The sequence below is a fragment of the Streptomyces fungicidicus genome, from assembly GCF_003665435.1.
GTDB lineage: Bacteria > Actinomycetota > Actinomycetes > Streptomycetales > Streptomycetaceae > Streptomyces > Streptomyces fungicidicus.
This window is the reverse complement of sequence record NZ_CP023407.1, coordinates 443,314-461,811: the sequence shown is the minus strand read 5'-3', so window position 1 is coordinate 461,811 and position 18,498 is coordinate 443,314. Positions and strand designations below refer to the sequence as shown.

Sequence of the window (18,498 nt, the reverse complement as noted above, 5' to 3'; positions counted from 1 at the left end):
CCTACTCGAAGAACTTCAGGCTCCAGCCGGTGTCCCTGTTCGGCCCGGGCACGTTGGCGCGGCTGTAGGTGGTGTCGCCCCACCAGCAGAACGTGCCCGTGTACCAGTACCGGTTCTCCCAGGCGTACGGCGTGCCCTTCGGCACCGCGTGGAACATCAGCGGGAACCGGGGGCCGGCGGGCGGGCTGGTGCCGATGTCGCCGTTCAGCAGGACGAAGCTGTGGTGGCCGGGACCGTTGACGTACAGCGTCGGGTCCCAGCCGGCCATCATGGTGGCCCGGTGGGAGCCGAACAGGCAGCCGTTGGACTTGTACCAGTCCCACACGTACGTCGGGTCGCCGCCCGCCCGCAGCCGCAGGTCGGCCAGGCAGTACTGGTCGCTCCAGCTGCCGTTGGCGGAGTACACGATGTGCAGCTGCCCGCTGGGGTCCCTGACCGGCTCCGGCCCCTCGTTGATGAACGGGTTGCCCACCACCCGCTCCCAGCTCTCCCTGGGCTGGGAGATGATGTGCCGGGCGCCGGTCGGCGTGGTCGGGCCGCTCATCCGGGCGATGTACAGGTTCTGCTCGACGTTGGTGTCGCCGGCCCAGCCGGACCAGACGAACCAGCGCTGCCCGTCGAAGGTGAACAGGGTTCCGTCGATGGCCCACTTGTCGTCCGGCAGGGCGAGCTTCGTCTCGGCGGAGTAGCCGCTGTCGGGGCTCGCCGAGCTGATCACGTACATCCGGTGGGCCGCACCGCGCCCCGCGGAGAAGTAGATGTAGTAGCGGCCGCCGTCCCGCACGATCTCCGGAGCCCAGACCTCACCGCGGTCGCGGGTGTCCGACCAGACCTGCCGGGGGGCCGCCGAGTCCAGCGCGTCCGTCGACGGAGCCTGCCGTACGGCGATGCCGCCGCCCGCCGACTGCACGGAGATGTAGGTGCCGCCCACCCGGATCACGCTCGGGTCCGCGGCGCGCAGCCCGGTTTGGTCCGCCCGGGCGGGCTCCGCGGACGTCAGGGGCAGGGCGGCGGCGAGGACACCGGACAGCACGAAGCCGACTGCGCCCGCCAGACGGTGAGAGAGTCCCATCGTCCCGTTTCACCTCCGTTGACGGAGATTTACATCGATGAAAGGTGCGCCCTCCCAGGGTTGTGGGATGGGGCCGGGCATGTCAATACGGGTGCACGCCCCGGGAATCCGCCCGCCGGCCGCCCGCCCGTGCCCCTGCGCGCTTCTGACGGCACGTCAGCTGTGCGCGATCCCTGGACAGCGCCCGGCCGCCGTGTTGTCATTCCGCTGCACACCGGATTTCCAACGTTGGAAGGAATCCGGGGCCGAGCCGATGCCGCCCCCTGCTTCGTGCCGGCCCCAAGCCCTCTGCGCGAGGAAAGGTTCGATGACAAGACAACTCACCCGCCCGAGATCCCGATGGTGGACCCTCCTGACCGTGACGGCCCTGGCGCTGTCCACGGGCGCGCTGGCACCGGCCGCGTCGGCCGCGGTGCCGCTCGCCGGCGTCTCCGCGAGCGCGAGCGCCGCCGACGCCGATGTCGTGGTGCACGGCCTGAAGGGCGAGTACTTCAGCATGTCGGCGCCGGGCGCCCGGGACTTCGCCGAACTCGGCGGCACCCTGCTGGAACCGCAGATCAACTTCTCCGGTCTGACCAGCACCTTCGAGGAGCTGACCGGGCGCACGGAGCACACCACCGCCCGCTGGACCGGGCAGATCGAGGCACCGGAGACCGGCGAATACACCTTCCACGCCATCGGCGACAACGGTTTCCGGCTCTTCATCGACGGCGAACCGGTCATCGACCACTGGGTGGGCGACTGGGACAAGGAACAGACCAGCGCGGCGGTCGAGCTGACCGCCGGTGAGAAGCACGACTTCCGCATGGAGATGTTCCAGGACGTCGGCGGGGCGAACATGTTCCTGCGCTGGTCCACGCCGACGATGCCCAAGCAGCTCGTGCCGACAACGGCGTTCACCCCGCCCGCCGGTTTCGAGGTCTTCCCGGTCGAGCCCACCGTCACCGAGGACGGCCGCAGACTGCGCGCCCGTTTCGAGGACCCGGTGGGCGGGCTCGCCGAGGTGGCCGGCCACCTCAAGGTCGAAGCCGACACGACCGCCATGCCGGTCAAGTCGGTGTCGGCCTACCCCGGCGACCCCGACTCCCTGCTGATCACGCTCTCCGAGCCGATCCAGAAGAACCAGCAGGTCCGGTTCACCTACGACGGCGACGGCGGCCTCACGGCCGGCGGCAAGGCCGTGCCCCGGATCGTCCGCTACGCCGTGAACACGTCCACCCACCGCATCACCACGCCGTGGGGCGACAAGGTCGACACGAAGAACCCGCTGCCGGAGTACCCCCGCCCGCAGCAGGTCCGCTCACAGTGGAAGAACCTCAACGGGCCCTGGCAGTTCAGCGGCGCGAAGGCCGGCGAGCAGCCGGTCTTCGGCAAGGACCTCGACGAGAAGATCACCGTGCCGTTCCCGGTCGAGTCGCAGCTCTCCGGGCTCGAGCGGCACGAGGACCACATGTTCTACCGCAAGCTCGTGGAGGTGCCGAAGAGCTGGAAGGTCGGCAGCGGCGGCAACGCCAACCGGCTGAAGCTCAACTTCGGCGCCGTGGACTACCGGGCCACCGTGTGGGTCAACGGCAAGAAGGTCACCGAACACACCGGCGGCTACAACGCCTTCACCGCCGACATCACCGACGCCCTCACCGGCCGGGGCAAGCAGGAGATCGTGGTCGCCGTCACCGACACCGGCGGCGCCAACCAGCCGATGGGCAAGCAGTCCACCAACCCCGGCGGCATCTTCTACACCCAGTCGTCCGGCATCTGGCAGACCGTCTGGATGGAGCCCGTCGCAGACACCTCCATTGACAACGTCGTCACGACACCCGACATCGACACCGGCACCCTGGCGGTGACCGTCGAGTCGGAGAGCGCCTCGAAGCACGCCCGCGTCGAGGCCGTCGCCCGCGACGCCCGCGGAAAGGTCGTCGGCAGGGTCGGCGGACCGGCCAACAGCGAGCTGAAGCTGCCCGTGTCCAAGCAGCACCTGTGGAGCCCGGACGACCCCTACCTCTACGACCTCGACATCAAGCTGAGGGACGGCAGGTCCACCGACGAGGTCGGCAGCTACTTCGGCATGCGCGAGATCGGCATCGAAGAGGTCGGCGGCTTCAAGAAGCTGGTCCTCAACGGCAAGCCGGTGTTCTCCCTCGCCACCCTCGACCAGGGCTTCTGGCCCGACGGCCTCTACACCGCGCCCAGCGACGACGCCCTGGCGTTCGACCTGAAGGCGCACAAGAAGCTCGGCTTCAACGCCGTCCGCAAGCACATCAAGGTGGAGTCGCCGCGCTGGTTCTACCACGCCGACAAGCTCGGACTGCTGGTCTGGCAGGACTTCGTCTCCGGCAACCTCAACAACGAGACCGGACAGAAGGCCTTCGTCGACCAGGGCCGGGAGATGATGCGCCAGCACCACAACTCGCCCTCCGTCATCGGCTGGATCGTCTTCAACGAGGGCTGGGGCGAGTGGAACCGCGAGGAGACCGGCCGTATCGCCCAGTCGGTGAAGGCCGCCGACCCGTCCCGTATCGTCAACGCCCACAGCGGTGTCAACTGCTGCAACTCCAAGGGTGACTCGGGCGCCGGCGACATCATCGACCATCACGACTACAACAACGACGACGCGCCCTTCCCGGACCACCGGGCGGCCATGGACGGTGAGCACGGCGGCTTCACGCTGCGGACCCCGGGCCACATGTGGCCGGGCACCCCGACCGTGATCTACAGCGGTGTCACCGACAAGGAGGCACTGACCCGCAAGTACGTCGAGAACACCGAGAAGTTCTACCTCGACCAGGCCGGCGCCGAACTCTCCGGCTCGGTGTACACCCAGATCACCGACCTGGAGAACGAACTCAACGGCCTCTACACCTACGACCGCCGGGAGATCAAGGTCGATCCGGTCCGGGTGCGGGAGATCAACGGCAAGGTCATCGCGGCCGGCGCCGCGGCGGGGGACCGGGAGCCGCTGAAGGGCGGCGGATCCTGGGCACTCGACGAGGGCACCGGCGGCACCGCGAAGGACGACGGCCCGAACAACAAGCCGCTCACCCTCAACGGGGGCGCCGGCTGGACCACCGGAGTCAGCGGCAGCGCCCTCGCGTTCGACGGCCGGGACCAGTACGCCCAGACCGACGGCCCGGTGATCGACACCACCGGCAGCTACACCGTCTCCGCCTGGGTCACCCTCGACGCCCTGCCCGGCAACTACGCCACCGCCGTCAGCCAGGACGGACGGCGCCAGGCGAGCCCGTTCTATCTGCAGTACGGACAGGGCGCGTTCGCCTTCAGCACGCCCGACGGGCAGCGCGCCCGGCTGGAGACCAGGCCGGAGACCGGCCGTTGGTACCACCTCGTCGGCGTGCGTGACGACGCCACCAACCGGATCACCCTCTACGTCGACGGAAAGCAGGCGTCGTCCGCCACCGCCGGCCCCGCCTACGTCGCCACCGGGCCGCTCGCCGTGGGCCGCGCCCAGTACAACGGTGAGAACACCGACTTCTGGGACGGCGCGGTGGACGAGGTCCACGCCTACGACAAGGCGCTCACCGCCGAGGAGGTGAGCGCGCTCTACGACGGGGTCGAGCGGTAGCCCCGTCGGAGGAGGGGTGGTGCGGGCGCCTACGGCGCCCGCACCACCCCTCCTCCCATGCGTCAGGGCGCCCAGGGGGCCTCCACCGTCCAGGTGGTGTCCTCGGTGAAGAGGGCGGGATTGTCCCAGGCGTGGGTGCCGCCCGGGGTGGCCAGCCACAACTCGGCGTCGAAGTGCCGCAGATACTGCCCGGGGAAGTTGTACGCGGACAGCCTGACGCCGCCGTTCGCGCCCCGGACCGGGCAGAAGGTGGCGTCGGCCCGGAACAGGTCGCCGCTTCCCCCCTCCTTGTACACGCGGTACTCGCGGTGGCGCAGGTACTCGCCGGGGTAGTTCCGCGACTCGAAGGAGTAGCACGTGCCGTCGGCCAGACCGGGCACGATCCGCCAGGTGGCGTCGTTCCTCAGCAGCGCGTCACTGCCGGCGGCCACGACCGCGGTGAACACCGCACCGTCCCGGTGGCGCACGGAGCGGTCGGTGAGGCCCGGCGTCGTCACGCGCAGGGACTTGAACTGACCGGTGGGCAGGGTCACGGGGGCGGCCGGTGAACGGGAGGCGTCGATCAGCGCCCGGTTCGCGGCCCTGACCCTGGCCTCGTCGACCTTGACCACCTGACGGTCGTAGGTGAGCAGACCGTTGGCCTCGTTCTCCACGTCGGTGATCTCGGTGTAGACCGCGGCGGACAGACCACGGGGCAGGCGCACCTCACGGATGCCGTCCAGCAGCCCGACGAACCGGTTGTTCAGATGGGCGGTGTCGGGCTGGTCCTCGTAACTGAAGCCACCGCCCGGGTACCACTCGTGGCCGGCCACCTTGAAGCCCAGCCCGCCGTACTCGCCGAGCACCGCGGCCCGGGTGGCGCTGGGCACCGTGGTGCCGGGACCCACATAGACATGGTGGTCCACCACGTCGCCGTTGCCGCCGTCCACCGCTCCGCAGCAGTTGACCCCGCTCATGTTGTTCACCAGCCGCGACGGGTCGTACGCCTTGACCTCGTCAGCCACGCGGGCCTGGTCGTACTGGCCCCAGCCCTCGTTCTGGTTCACCCACATCACCAGGGACGGCGAACTGCGGTGCTGGTCGATGACGCGGTCGTACTCGGTTTCCCACTGGGTGCGAGCGGCGGCGTCGGGGGTGCGCAGATCCATGGCGGGCATGTCCTGCCAGACCAGCAGACCGAGCCGGTCGGCCCAGTAGAACCAGCGTTGCGGCTCGACCTTGATGTGCTTGCGCACCATGTTGAAGCCGAGGTCCTTGTGCTTCTGCAGGTCGTACCGGAGAGCGGCGTCGGTGGGGGCCGTGTAGATGCCGTCCGGCCAGTAGCCCTGGTCCAGCGTGCCCGTCTGGAAGACGAACTCGCCGTTCAGCACCGGGCGCAGCACGCCGTCGACGCGGGCGAGGCCGACGGAGCGCATGCCGGTGTAGCCGCCGACGGCGTCGACCGCCGTGCCGGCGGACAGCAGCTCCGCCTTCACGTCGTAGAGGAACGGATCGTCGGGCGTCCAGCGGCGTGCGTTCGGGACCGCGACGGTGAACTCGCCGCCGACCGGACCGGTGGCGGTGCCGACCGTGGCACCGCCGCTGGAGACGGTCACACGGGCCTGGTGACCGCTGGTACCGGCGCCCCGCACGGTGACCTTGAGACGGTTGGCGCCCAGGTCGGGCACCATGTCGAGTCGGGTGATGTGCGCGGCAGCCGTGGGCTCGAGCCACACCGTCTGCCAGATGCCGGAGGCCGCGGTGTAGAAGATGCCCCCACCCGGATGGGGCGTCACCTCGTTGATCCGCTGTTTCCCGACCGCCTGGCCACCGGTCTGGGTGGGGTCCCACACGGAGACGACGACGGTGTTCGTGCCGCCGTTCAGCAGGTCGGTGATGTCGTGGGAGAAGGAGTCGAAGCCGCCGCTGTGGGCGGCCCCGGCCTGCCGGTCGTTGACCCACACGGTCGTGCGCCAGTCACTGGCGCCGAAGTGGAGCTGGACGCGGCGGCCGTTCCAGTCCGACGGGACCGTGAAGGTGCGCTTGTACCAGAGCTTGTCGTTCTGGGTGATCCGCCGCTGGACGCCCGAGAGCGCGGACTCGGCGACGAACGGCACCCGGATCTGCTCGGTGAACGAGGCGGGCCGCCCGGCGTCCGCAGAGGTGACGGCGAAGTCCCAGATCCCGTTGAGATTGGCCCAGTCGGGCCGGGTGAGCTGCGGGCGGGGGTACTCGGGCAGCGGGTTGTCGACCGGGACCTGGCCGGTCCAGGGGGTGGTCATCGGCGCGGGCTTCGGGGTCCACGCCCGGGGCGCCGCGGTCGCGGCGCCGGTGGCGGAGACGGTGAGGACCGTGCCTGCCAGGAGCGTCAGCACGGCCAGCACGGTGGTGAGCCACCGCCCGCGCCGTCCGTGCCGGGGAACGGGACGAGGTGGTGCGGTCGATCGACGCATCGTCACTCCTTCTGCAGTGGGGGTGGGAGACGTGCGCGTACGGAAACGGCCGGCCGCGCGGGGGAGCGTGACCGGCCGTCTGGTGCCCGGACGCGGCGGCGGGAGGTGCGAGTGGCCCGCCGCCGCGTCCGGAGCTTCACATCAGCTGCCGTCTGCGGCCCAGCCACGTCTGGGCGACGACCACGACGGCCAGGAAGGCGCCGCTGACGACCTGCTGGTAGGAGGAGTCCAGGGAGCCGATCTGGTTGATGACGTTCTGGATCACCTTCAGCAGCAGCACACCGACCAGTGAGCCGCTGACATAGCCGAGTCCGCCGGTGAGCAGCGTGCCGCCGATGACGACGGCCGAGATGGCCTCCAGTTCCATGCCGTTGCCCAGGATGGTCACCCCGGAGGCGAGCCAGGCCGCGTTGAGCGCGCCGGCCAGCCCGGCCAGCACCCCGGACAGCGTGTAGACCAGGATCTTGGTGCGGGCCACCGGAGCGCCCATCAGCGCCGCCGCGTCCTCGTTGCCGCCGACCGCGTACACATGCTGTCCGAAGCGTGTGCGGCGCAGCACGACGGCCCCGGCGGCGAACAGCGCCAGCGTGATCCAGACGGGGTTGCCGAGCCCGAACGTGGTGCCCTGCCCGAGTTCGGCCAGGAACGAGCCCTTGCCGATCAGATAGGTCTCCGCCCCCTCGTCGGTCAGGGCCAGCATCAGACCGCGCGCACCGAGCATCGCCGCCAGCGTGACGATGAACGGGGCCAGCCGGGAACGGGCCACCAGCAGCCCGTTGACGACGCCGACCGCCCCGCACACCACCAGCGGCAGCAGCAGGGCCACCAGCGTCCCGTGCCGCGAACCCCAGGCCGCGAGCACCCCGCCCAGCGCGAACAGCGAGCCGACCGACAGGTCGATGCCCCCGGTGATGATGACGAAGGTCATGCCGAGCGCGACGATGGCGAGGAACGCCGAACTCGTCGCCATGTTGCCGACGTTGTCGCCGGTGGCGAAGGAGTCGAAGCTGAACGACGCCACCAGGGAGACCACCACCAGCACCGCGAGCGCACCGTGCTGCTGGACCAGGGCGCTCACCTGCTCGGAGCGTGCCGGGCCCGCCGGCTCGCCGGCCGCCGGCTGCTTCCCGCGGCCCGCCGGGGCCACCGGGGCGTCCGTCTTCGTGGCGGTCATCGCTTCCCCCGTCCCCGTGCCGCGTAGACCGCGCACACGATCACTATGGCCTGCGCGATCTGGGTCCACGAGGGCGGCAGATCGTGCTTGATGAGGGTGGCGGTGAGCAGCTGGATGAGGACGGCGCCCGCCACCGTCCCGGCGATGTTCACCCGGCCGCCGGTCAGCGGTGTCCCGCCGACCACGACCGCGGTGATGGCCGACAGCTCCATCAGGTTGCCCAGCGACGTCGGGTCGCTGGCCTGGAGCCGCGCCGTGGCGAGGACGCCCGCCACGGCCGCGAGCAGCGCGCAGACCACGTACACCACGATCAGCACGCGGCGCACCGGCAGCCCGGCGAGCTGCGCGGCGGGGCGGCTGTCGCCGATCGCGAGCAGCTGCCGCCCGAACGTGGTGCGGCGGACGACGAAGGCCACCAGCAGCGCCAGGCCGGCGGCGATCAGGATCAGGTACGGCACGCCCAGCACGTCACCGGAGCCCAGGGAGGCCAGTGAGGGGTTGCGCAGGTCCTCGAGCTGCGGCAGCAGCACCAGGGCGATGCCCCGTCCGCCGACCATGAGCGCCAGCGTCGCCACGATCGGCTGCACCCCGACGAACGCGACCAGCGCGCCGTTGGCGAGCCCGACCCCGGCGGCGAACAGCGCCACCACGAGCAGTGCGGGCAGGAGACCGTAACCGAGGTACAGGGCCGTCACGGAGGCCGCGAGGGCCATCACGGCGCCGACCGAGAGGTCGACGCCCTCGGTGCCGATGACCAGCGCCATGCCGAGCGCGACGATGATGACGGGGGCGACCTGCACGGCCTGGGTGCGGAAGTTCTCCGCGGACAGGAAGTGCGGGGTGATGACGACGTTCACGACCAGCAGCAGCGCCACGCCGGCGTAGACGCCGTACGTCTGCAGCCAGTGCAGGATGCGGGCCTTGTCCAACGGGACGGTCCGGAGGGCGGCTTCAGCCATCGGTGGCCGCCTCCCCGACCGCGTCCCGCTCCGGGGCGTGCCCGGCGATGGTCCGCATCAGCTTGTCCTCGGTGACCTCGTCGCCGTTCAGTTCGCCGACGACGGCACCGTCCTTCAGTACGACCACGCGGTCGGACCCTTCGATCAGTTCCTCCAGGTCGGAGGAGATGAGCAGGACGCCCAGGCCGTCCGCGGCCAGTTCGTCCACGAGTTTCTGCACCTCGGCCTTGGCGCCGACGTCGATGCCCCGGGTGGGCTCGTCCAGGAGCAGCACCTTCGGGTTCATCGCCAGCCAGCGGGCGAGCAGCACCTTCTGCTGGTTCCCCCCGGACAGTTCGCCGACCTTCTGCTGGGGCGACGAGGCCTTGATGCGCAGTCGCTCGATGAAGGTGTCCACGATGCTGTCGACGCGTGCCTCGGAGACCAGCCCGAACCGGGAGAGCCGGGGCAGCACGGCCAGCGAGATGTTCTCGCGGACCGACAGACCGGGCACGATGCCCTCGCTCTTGCGGTCCTCCGGCAGCAGGCTGATGCCCGCCCGGATGGCGGCCGGCGTGGAGCCCGCGCGCAGCGGGACCCCGGCCACCGTGACCTTGCCGGAACTCGTCCGCAGGGCACCGGAGATGGCCTTCGCCGTCTCGGTCCGTCCGGAGCCGAGCAGCCCGCCGAGACCGACGACCTCGCCCGGGCGGATGCTCACCGACACGTCGTGCAGCTTGTGCGGCGCCGACAGCCCGCGGGCCTCCAGCACCGGCCCGGAGCCGGTGGCGTGATGCTCGCCGGTGAACTTGGTCAGGCCCTCCTTGCGGACCTCGCCCAGCTCCCGGCCCAGCATGGTGGAGACCAGGGAGAGCCGGTCGAGGTCCGCGAGGCGGCCGTGGTGGACCCGGCGGCCGTCGCGCAGCACGGTGACCGTGTCGCACACGGCGTACAGCTCGTCGAGGCGGTGACTGACGTAGACCACGGCGATGCCGTCGTCACGCAGCCGGCGGATGACCGAGAACAGCGTCTCGACCTCCCGCGGTTCGAGGGACGAGGTCGGCTCGTCCATGATGACGATCCGCGCCTCGCTCGCCACCGCGCGGGCCAGCGCGACCATCTGCTGCGCCCCGACACCCAGGGTGCGCAGCGGCCTGCGGACGTCCACCCGGACGCCGTGGGCGCCCAGCGCCTCCTCGGCCTCGCGGTTCAATCGGGCGAAGTCCAGCAGGCCGAAACGGTTGCGCGGCTCGCGGCCCAGGAAGAGGTTGCGGGCCACGCTCAGCAGCGGGATGAGGTTGACCTCCTGGTAGATGGTCGAGATCCCGGCCTTCTGGGCCTCCAGCGGGGTGGCGAAGGAGACCGCTCGGCCCTGGAAAACGATGTCACCGGCGTCGGGCCGGTACACCCCGGTGAGGACCTTGATGAGGGTCGACTTGCCGGCGCCGTTCTCGCCGATCAGGGCGTGGACCTCACCGGGGTGCAGGGTCAGGTCCACGTCGTCCAGGGCCCGGACGCCGGGGAAGGTCTTGCTCAGTCCGCGGACGGCGAGGACTTCGGCGGGGGGAGCCACCTGTGCCTCCAGGAAGAAAGGGGTGACGGACGGAAGGGGGCCCGGGAGCCGGGCCCCGGAGAGCGGATCAGTAGGCCTTGCCGAGGTCCTGCTCGGCGTTGTCGCCGTTGTAGGCGCTGTCCTGGATCACGATGTCCTGGGGGACTTCCTCGCCCCGGGTGAAGGTGTCCAGCGTCTGGAACGCCAGCGGGCCGAACCGCGGGTTGGACTCGATGACGCCGCTGATCCAGCCGTCGACGACGCCCTGGACGGCGTTGCGCGTACCGTCGACCGTGACGATCTTGATGTCGCCGGCCTTCTTGCCGGCGCCCTTCAGCGCGGCGACCGCTCCCAGGCCCATCTCGTCGTTCTCCGCGTAGACGCCCTTGATGCCGGGCTTTGACTGGATGAGCTGCTCGGTGACCTGCTGGCCCTTCTCGCGGGTGAAGTCACCGGTCTGCTCGAACACGACCTTCAGACCGGGCGCCTTCTCGGCGACCCGCTCCTTGAAGCCCTTGGTGCGCTCGGTGGTGACGTTGTTCCCGGCCGAGCCCAGCAGGATGGCGACCTCGCCCTTGCCGCCGGTGGCCTCGATCATCTGGTCGGCGGCGCGCCGGCCCTGCTCGACGAAGTCCGAGGCGATGAAGGAGACGTAGTCCTTGCACGCCGTGGCGTTGATCTTGCGGTCGATGGTGACGATCGGGACCTTCTTCGCGGCGGCGGCCTGCAGCACCGGGTCCCAGCCGTCGGAGTTGAGCGGGGCGATCACCAGCAGGTCGGCGCCCTTGGCGAGCAGGTCCTGGACGTCGCTGATCTGCTTGGAGAACTGCGACTGGGCGTTGGCCGTGAGCAGCTTGACGCCTCTCTTGGCCGCCTCGTCCTTGATGGACTGCGTCTCGGCGATGCGGAAGGGGTTGGCCTCCTTCTCCGACTGGGAGAAGCCGACCGTGGCGCCCTTCAGGTCGATCTTCTCGCCGCCGTAGGCGTCGATCGTGCAGGTCTTGCTGCCCGGCTTCGGTGTGACGACCTTCTGACCCGCGTCGGCGGCCGCCGGGGACTTCTTGCCGTCCGACGCGTCGTCCTCCGACTTGGCGCAGGAGCTCGCGGTCAGGGCCACGGCGGCGGCCAGGGCCACGACCACGGGACGGGCGAGGAGGAGGGAACGGTGAGTGGTGCGCTGCATGGGTGACCCCGATCCGGGTGACGCTGAAAAAGGGAACTGGGGAGCCGAAGGACGCGCGGATGTGGAGCTGCTCCCCCTGTGCGAGGCGGCGTCCGGTGCGCCGCAAGGAGGTTTTACATCGTTGGAAGGATGCTGTAAACCCCTCGCGCACGAGGTGAGGAGGGAACGGAGCGACGGAGTGGCGGGCACGCCTCGGGTGCCGGCCGTGAGGGGAAGCGCTTGTCGTGCGGCTCGGCCGCGCGCGATGAAGTCCCGCCGACGGGCGACGCGTTCGGGCACGCCCATTCCCCGCACGCGCTGGGCTGCTCAAGTGGCGTCACGCGTAACGAGCTTCACGCACGGGCGCGCGGTGACGGGCTCCCGCCGACCGCGGGGTAGTCGCCCGGGTGTGGTCCTGGCCGGCCCCGGGCGGTCGCTCAACCCATGGCCCCTACGCCCTCGTTCGTGGACATCCCGGCGTGTCGGCACGGAAGGCGCGTGCCGGTTCCGCGGGCGTGTCGCACGCCTCCGGGCGCACTCGGCCCACCCCGGCGCGCGGTCCGGTACCGTCGGCCGCTGCCGTGAGCGCGGCCGGCCCCGCCCGGGTGATCGCCGCGGTGGCGTATCCGCCCGGTGGTCGGCGCGTCAGGGTGCGCCGTGCCCCGGGCGCTGCGGCGTGTCGGCCACCCCGGAGGCGGTGCCGTGGGCGTGTCACGGGCGCTGTCGGCGCGCGGGAGCACGCGGCGGGGCCCCGGTCACCTGCCCAGGTGCCGCCCCGCACCCGGTGGGCGCGTCAGACGCCCGTCGGCCGCCCCGCCCCGGGCCTCCCCAGCGTGCTCTCCCGCTCCGCGAGTTGGTAGTCCGCCCAGATCCGGCGTGGTTCCGGCGCCCGGTCGTTGAGGCGGGCGAGCACCGACTCCACCGCCAGCCGGCCGATGGCGGCCTTGTCCGGTGACACGGAGGTGAGCGTCACCGCCCCGAAGCGGCCCTCGATCACGTCGTCGAAGCCGACGACGGCGATGTCCTCCGGGACCCTCAGCCCCCGTTCGTGCAGCACCCGCATCGCCCCGATCGCCATCGGGTCGTTGTAGGCGAAGACCGCGTCGGGCCGGCGTCCGCTGTCCAGGATGTGGTTCATGGCGAGCGCGCCGTCGGCGTGTCCCCAGCCGTCGGTCGCGGCCACGAGCCCCTCGTCGGCGGGCAGTCCGGCCGCGGTCAGCTCCTCCCGCCAGCCGCGCACCCGCAGTTGCGCGGGCTCGCTGCGTCCGCGCCGCGCTCCGATGAACGCCACCTCCCGGCGGCCCAGGGCGATCAGATGCCGGACCGCGGCCCGGGCGGCGGCGACGTTGTCGATGGCGATGTGGTCGTACGGCAGGTCGAAGTCCCGCTCGCCGAGCAGGACCAGCGGCACCTCCTGCGCGCGGTCGCGCAGGTCGTCGGTCTCCAGCTCGATGGGGCTGAGGATGAGTCCGTCGATGACCCGTGCCCGGAAGCCCTGGCTCACCAGCAGCTCCTGCTCGCGCATGCCCCCGGTGTGGTCGAGCAGCACGATGTAGTCGTGTTCGGACGCGGCGTCGATGACGGAGGCGGCCAGTTCGGCGAAGTACGGGTTGCCGAGCTCGGGCAGGGCGAGCGCGATGATGCCCGTGCGCCCCTTCCGCAGATGCCTGGCGGCGAGGTTGGGCACATAGCCGAGCGTGTCGATGGACCGCTGGACACGCTCGCGCATGGCCGGGGTGACGTGCTGGTAGTTGTTCACCACGTTGGAGACGGTCTTGATGGAGACCCCCGCGTGCGCGGCGACGTCCTTGAGGCTGACCCGCACGGCAATCCCTTCGTGAGCGGCCCGACTCGGTTGGTCGGTGCGGATGCGTGCCGTCACCATGAGCCGTGCGCCGAGCCGCTGGGCTCAAGTTTTACAACGTTATACACGCCGTCTCGTGACACTGACAAGGCGGGGGAGTGGACGCGTCGTGGACGCCCCCACGGCCCTCACCGGGCCGGACGGCCGCGGCGCCGTCCGGCCGTGACCGGGCGGACCTGACGGTGCCGGGCGGACCTGACGGGTCGGGCGGACCTCATCCTCCCGAGCTCTCCCGCACGAGCAGCCGGTGCCCCGCCGTCTCGTCGACCGCCGGACCGCCGGCCCCGTCCGCGGCGATCCGGTCCAGCAGCAGCTCCACCGCCCGCCGGGCGATGCCCCGCTTGTCGGGGGCGACGGTGGTGAGGGTGGGGATGCTGAACCGGGTGGCCTCGATGTCGTCGAAGCCGACCACGTCCAGGTCCCCGGGAACCGACCGGCCGGCCTCGTGCAGGGCCCGCACCGCGCCCAGCGCGAGGTGGTCGTTGAGGCAGAGCAGCGCGTCCGGCGGCTCCGGCAGCCGCAGCAGGGCGCGGGCGGCGGCGGCGCCGTCGGCCCACCGGAACGCGGGTACCGGAAGGATCAGTTCGTCGCGCAGGGCGACCCCGGCCGCGGCCAGAGCCTCCTGGTGGCCCAGGGTGCGCAGCCTGCTGGTGTCCCGCGCCCCGCTCAGGTCGCCGCCGATCACCGCGATGCGCCGGCGCCCGCGCGACAGCAGGTGCTCGGTCGCCTCCCGCGCCGCCGCCACGTTGTCGATGGCCACATGGTCGGCGCTGCCGGGCGGGTTGCACTCGCCGAGCAGCACCAGCGGCAGCCGGGTGTCGCGGTCGGCCAGGTCGGGGGGCCGCAGATCGAGCGGCGACAGGATGACGCCGTCGGTGAACTGGGCGTCGAAACCCCGCACCGCGGCCAGTTCCTTCTCGCGCCGCCCGCCGGTCTCGACCAGGAGCGTGGTGCAGCCCCGGCGTTCGCTCTCCGCCATGACGTTGCGGGCCAGCTCGGCGAAGTAGGCGACGTCCAGGTCCGGCACGGCCAGCGCGATCATGCCCGTGCGGCCCCTGCGCAGCTGCCGTCCGGCGATGTTGACCCGGTAGCCCAGCGCGTCGATGGCCTCCCGCACGGCGGTCCGGGTCTGTTCCGAGACGTGCTCGTAGTCGTTGAGGACGTTCGACACCGTCTTCGGTGAGACGCCGGCGTACTCCGCCACGTCCTTGATCCTGGGCCTGCCCATGCTTCCCTTCTCGTCCCTGCCGCTGCCTCCGGGATCGTAACGGCAGCCGCGCCGGACCCGGCCGGGGCGGCGTGAATCATGCCGTCGAAAACTTTTCGCCGCCACCATTTACATCGATGTAATCGTATGGTCGCATGACCCCGTACGCAGCGCACCAGCAGTGATGAGGAGCAGCATGAGCACGCCCCTGCCCCTAGACGTCCCGCGTCCGGAGTACCCCCGGCCCCAGTTCGTCCGCGAGGCGTGGCTGAACCTGAACGGTCGCTGGCAGTTCGAGACGGACCGCGGGGACAGTGGACTGGAGCGCGGACTGCGCGACCGCGACCTCGCGGACGAGATCCTCGTGCCCTTCTGCCCCGAGTCCGAGCTGTCGGGGATCGGCGACACGGACTTCCTGGAGGCCGTCTGGTACCGGCGCACGGTGACCGTCCCCGCCGAGTGGTCCGGCCACGACGTGCTGCTGCACTTCGGCGCGGTGGACCACGACGCCACCGTCTGGGTCAACGGCACCGAGGTGGCCCGCCACCGCGGCGGCTTCACCCCCTTCACCGCGGAACTGCGCGGGGCGGCCGAGCCCGGCGAGGAGGCCGTGATCGTGGTCCGCGCCCGCGACACCCGGCACGGCCCGCAGGCCCGCGGGAAGCAGGCGACCTGGTACGCCAACACGCACTGCCATTACACCCGGACCACCGGCATCTGGCAGACGGTGTGGCTCGAGCCGGTGCCGGCCGCCGTCCGCCTCAAGCGCCCGCGGATCACCCCCGACCTGGGTTCGCACTCCTTCCACATCGACCTCCCGGTCACCGGCAACCTGCCCGGACACCGGGTGCGGGCGGTCCTCTCCGACGAACACGGCGAGGTCGTGTCCGCCTCCGCCCGGGCCGACCTCGACCTGTGCCCCCGGCTGGTGCTCACCGTGCCCGAGGACCGGGTGCGCACCTGGTCGCCGGCCGACCCGCACCTGTACGGACTGCGGCTGCAGATCCTCGACGTGACGGGCGGCGTGGTCGACGAGGCGACGTCCTACGCGGGGCTGCGGTCGGTCGCCATCCACGGCAAGCGGGTCCTGCTCAACGGCGAGCCGGTGTTCCAGCGGCTGGTCCTCGACCAGGGGTACTACCCGGACGGCCTGATGACCGCCCCCACCGACGCCGACCTGGCCCGCGACATCGAACTGGGTCTGCGGGCCGGCTTCAACGGCGCCCGGCTGCACCAGAAGGTGTTCGAGGAGCGTTACCTGTACCACGCCGACCGGCTCGGCTACCTGGTGTGGGGCGAGTTCGGCGACTGGGGCTGCGAGACCGGCGTCCGCGACGACAACCAGCGCCCCGACGCCAGTTACGTCGCCCAGTGGCTGGAAGCCCTGGAACGCGACCACTCGCACCCCTCGGTCATCGGCTGGTGCCCGCTGAACGAGACGTACCAGAACCTGCACGACCGGATCACCCCGCTCGACGACGTGACCCGGGCGATGTTCCTGGCCACCAAGCAGGCCGACCCGAGCCGCCCGGTGATCGACGCCTCCGGCTACGCCCACCGTGTGCCCGAGACCGACGTCTACGACTCGCACTCCTACGAGCAGGACCCGGAGGTCTTCGCCCGGACCATGGCCGGACTCGCCGAGGACCGCCCGTACGTCAACACCGCCCCCGACGGCCGTGACTGGTCCGTCCCCTACCGCGGACAGCCCTACTTCTGCAGTGAGTTCGGCGGGATCTGGTGGGACGCCGCCGTGGCCGCGACCGCGGCGGGCGACGAGCGGGGAACGTCCTGGGGGTACGGCGAACGGCCGCGCACCGCCGAGGAGTTCCTGACCCGCTTCACCGGCCTGATCGACGTCCTGCTCGACGACCCTGACATGTTCGGCTACTGCTACACGCAGCTCACCGACGTCTTCCAGGAGCGCAACGGCGTCTACGGCTTCGACCGCGCCGAGAAGTTCGACACCGCCGTACTGCGCGGCACCCAGCAGCGCAGGGCCGCCTGCGAGTCCGGCGGCTGACGGCACCGGGCCCGGGCCGGCGGACGACCGGAACCGGGTCACCGAGCCCACGGCAGTCGCCCGCGGCGTCCGCCGGTGACGTACATCGATGCACAGAAAGGGAGTGCCATGGTCGACCTGCCTGGCCCACGGGCCGCCTCCGCCAGGCCGGGAGGTGACCGAGCCGCCCCATCCCGACGAGGTCTGCTACGGGCCTCGCTGGCCTCCGCCGCCGTACTCCTCGGCGGCGGGGCCCTCGCCGGCTGCGGTTCCGCCGCGGCCTCCCCGGACCCGCGCACCGTCCGCATGTGGGACCTGTTCAGCGGCGCCGACGGCGCCCTGCTCGACGAACTGATCGAGAGCGCGCGGCCGGACATGCCGGGCACCCGCGTCGAGCGGACCGTGCTGGAATGGGGCACGCCCTACTACACCAAGCTCGCCATGGCCTCGGCCGGCGGGCGCGGCCCGGACGTCGCCGTCTCCCACATGTCCCGCCTCGCGGGATACGCGCCGCTGGGACTCCTCGACCCCTGGGACACCGGGCTGCTCGCCGAGTTCGGCGTCGACGAGAAGGACTTCGCCGAGGCGGTCTGGGGCCGCACCCAGTACCGGGGCCGGACGTTCGCCGTACCGCTGGACACCCACCCGTTCATCGTCTTCTTCCACCCGGACCCCGCCCGCGAGGCCGGGCTGCTGACCGGTGACGGAAGCCTCGACCAGGACGCCTTCTCCACTCCCGAGCGGTTCCTCGAGGCCGGCCGGGAACTGGCCAGGGCCTCAGGCAAGCAGGGCATCGCCTTCGGCTACGTCAACGACACGGCGCAGGGCTGGCGGTTGTTCTACGGGCTCTACCGGCAGACCGGCAACGACTTCGACCTGCCCGCCGGCGGCACCGTCACGGCGAACGTCGACGCGATGACCGAGGTCATCGCCTTCATGCAGAAACTGGTCGACGGACGCGCCAACCCCCGCCGCCTCGACTACCCGGCGGCCCTCGCCCACTTCACCAACGGGCAGAGCGCGATGATCCTCTCCGGCGAGTGGGAGCTCGGCACCTTCCGGGCCGCCGATCCGAAGGTCGGGGCAGCGCCCTTCCCCACGGTGTTCGGCACTCCGGCGGTCTACGCCGACTCCCACTCCTTCGTCCTGCCGCGGCGCCCCGACCCCGACGAGGCGCACCGCAGGCGCACCCACCAGGCGGTGGCCGCGATCCTCAAGGCCGGTCACATCTGGGCGAAGGCCGGCCACATCCCGGCGTACCAGCCGGTGACCCGCACCCGTGACTACGCCCGCCTGGAGCCGCAGGCGCGGTACGCGGCGGCGGCCGGCCACGTGGTGCTCGACCCGGCCGTCTGGTTCGCCGGAGCCGGATCCGACTTCCAGAACTCCATGTCGCAGGTGCTCCAGCAGTCGATGCTCGACGGCCTGGCGCCCGACCGGGCGGCCCGCGCCATGGTCGAGCGGATCAACACCGCCCTGTCCCAGCCCAGTCCGGCCTGAGCCGCCGCGAAG

Annotated in this window: 11 protein-coding genes; 3 read left to right on the top strand and 8 right to left on the bottom strand. The window is 71.2% G+C overall.

Features of this window, described 5'->3' with window-relative positions:
• Position 1 precedes the first annotated feature (1 nt).
• A complete protein-coding gene (locus CNQ36_RS01885) occupies positions 2-1,072 on the bottom strand; it encodes a glycoside hydrolase family 43 protein (RefSeq protein ID WP_121544656.1) in 1,071 nt (356 codons plus the stop codon).
• 307 nt (positions 1,073-1,379) lie between these two features.
• Between CNQ36_RS01885 and CNQ36_RS01880 the strand changes: the two genes are divergently transcribed.
• On the top strand, positions 1,380-4,655 hold the full coding sequence (locus CNQ36_RS01880) for a LamG-like jellyroll fold domain-containing protein (protein WP_121544655.1): 3,276 nt from the start codon (positions 1,380-1,382) through the stop codon (positions 4,653-4,655).
• A gap of 62 nt (positions 4,656-4,717) precedes the next feature.
• Here the strand turns inward: CNQ36_RS01880 and CNQ36_RS01875 are convergent, their stop codons facing one another.
• The 7 genes from CNQ36_RS01875 to CNQ36_RS01845 all read right to left on the bottom strand — a co-directional run bounded on the left by CNQ36_RS01875 (position 4,718) and on the right by CNQ36_RS01845 (position 15,005).
• Positions 4,718-7,087 carry an AbfB domain-containing protein gene (locus CNQ36_RS01875; protein WP_121544654.1) on the bottom strand — a complete coding sequence of 790 codons (2,370 nt, stop codon included), beginning with the start codon at positions 7,085-7,087 and terminating at the stop codon, positions 4,718-4,720.
• 136 nt (positions 7,088-7,223) lie between these two features.
• Positions 7,224-8,261: an ABC transporter permease gene (locus CNQ36_RS01870; protein WP_121544653.1), complete on the bottom strand. Its 1,038-nt coding sequence runs from the start codon at positions 8,259-8,261 to the stop codon at positions 7,224-7,226.
• A complete protein-coding gene (locus CNQ36_RS01865; protein ID WP_004936065.1) occupies positions 8,258-9,220 on the bottom strand; it encodes an ABC transporter permease in 963 nt (320 codons plus the stop codon). The genes CNQ36_RS01870 and CNQ36_RS01865 overlap by 4 nt, the downstream gene beginning before the upstream one ends.
• Positions 9,213-10,772 carry a sugar ABC transporter ATP-binding protein gene (locus tag CNQ36_RS01860; protein WP_121544652.1) on the bottom strand — a complete coding sequence of 520 codons (1,560 nt, stop codon included), beginning with the start codon at positions 10,770-10,772 and terminating at the stop codon, positions 9,213-9,215. The genes CNQ36_RS01865 and CNQ36_RS01860 overlap by 8 nt, the downstream gene beginning before the upstream one ends.
• Before the next feature lie 67 nt (positions 10,773-10,839).
• On the bottom strand, positions 10,840-11,934 hold the full coding sequence (locus CNQ36_RS01855; protein ID WP_004936073.1) for an ABC transporter substrate-binding protein: 1,095 nt from the start codon (positions 11,932-11,934) through the stop codon (positions 10,840-10,842).
• 772 nt (positions 11,935-12,706) lie between these two features.
• A complete protein-coding gene (locus CNQ36_RS01850; protein ID WP_121544651.1) occupies positions 12,707-13,738 on the bottom strand; it encodes a LacI family DNA-binding transcriptional regulator in 1,032 nt (343 codons plus the stop codon).
• Between the two features lie 253 nt (positions 13,739-13,991).
• Positions 13,992-15,005, bottom strand: a complete 1,014-nt coding sequence (locus CNQ36_RS01845) for a LacI family DNA-binding transcriptional regulator (protein WP_004936082.1) — start codon at positions 15,003-15,005, stop codon at positions 13,992-13,994.
• Between the two features lie 175 nt (positions 15,006-15,180).
• On the opposite strand from CNQ36_RS01845, the gene CNQ36_RS01840 reads away from it, so the two are divergent.
• Together CNQ36_RS01840 and CNQ36_RS01835 are read left to right on the top strand one after the other, a co-directional pair.
• Positions 15,181-17,007 (top strand): glycoside hydrolase family 2 protein, encoded by a 1,827-nt coding sequence (locus tag CNQ36_RS01840; protein ID WP_121544650.1) that lies wholly within the window; start codon positions 15,181-15,183, stop codon positions 17,005-17,007.
• Positions 17,008-17,115: 108 nt separating this feature from the next.
• Positions 17,116-18,486 carry an extracellular solute-binding protein gene (locus CNQ36_RS01835; RefSeq protein WP_084828291.1) on the top strand — a complete coding sequence of 457 codons (1,371 nt, stop codon included), beginning with the start codon at positions 17,116-17,118 and terminating at the stop codon, positions 18,484-18,486.
• Positions 18,487-18,498: the final 12 nt, after the last annotated feature.

What these genes read in the sequence shown, in the direction of transcription:
- CNQ36_RS01885 (WP_121544656.1), bottom strand. Translation starts at nt 1,072, where the DNA reads ATGGGACTCTCTCACCGTCTGGCGGGCGCAGTCGGCTTCGTGCTGTCC.
- CNQ36_RS01880 (WP_121544655.1), top strand. Translation starts at nt 1,380, where the DNA reads ATGACAAGACAACTCACCCGCCCGAGATCCCGATGGTGGACCCTCCTG.
- CNQ36_RS01875 (WP_121544654.1), bottom strand. Translation starts at nt 7,087, where the DNA reads ATGCGTCGATCGACCGCACCACCTCGTCCCGTTCCCCGGCACGGACGG.
- CNQ36_RS01870 (WP_121544653.1), bottom strand. Translation starts at nt 8,261, where the DNA reads ATGACCGCCACGAAGACGGACGCCCCGGTGGCCCCGGCGGGCCGCGGG.
- CNQ36_RS01865 (WP_004936065.1), bottom strand. Translation starts at nt 9,220, where the DNA reads ATGGCTGAAGCCGCCCTCCGGACCGTCCCGTTGGACAAGGCCCGCATC.
- CNQ36_RS01855 (WP_004936073.1), bottom strand. Translation starts at nt 11,934, where the DNA reads ATGCAGCGCACCACTCACCGTTCCCTCCTCCTCGCCCGTCCCGTGGTC.
- CNQ36_RS01845 (WP_004936082.1), bottom strand. Translation starts at nt 15,005, where the DNA reads ATGGGCAGGCCCAGGATCAAGGACGTGGCGGAGTACGCCGGCGTCTCA.
- CNQ36_RS01840 (WP_121544650.1), top strand. Translation starts at nt 15,181, where the DNA reads ATGAGCACGCCCCTGCCCCTAGACGTCCCGCGTCCGGAGTACCCCCGG.
- CNQ36_RS01835 (WP_084828291.1), top strand. Translation starts at nt 17,116, where the DNA reads ATGGTCGACCTGCCTGGCCCACGGGCCGCCTCCGCCAGGCCGGGAGGT.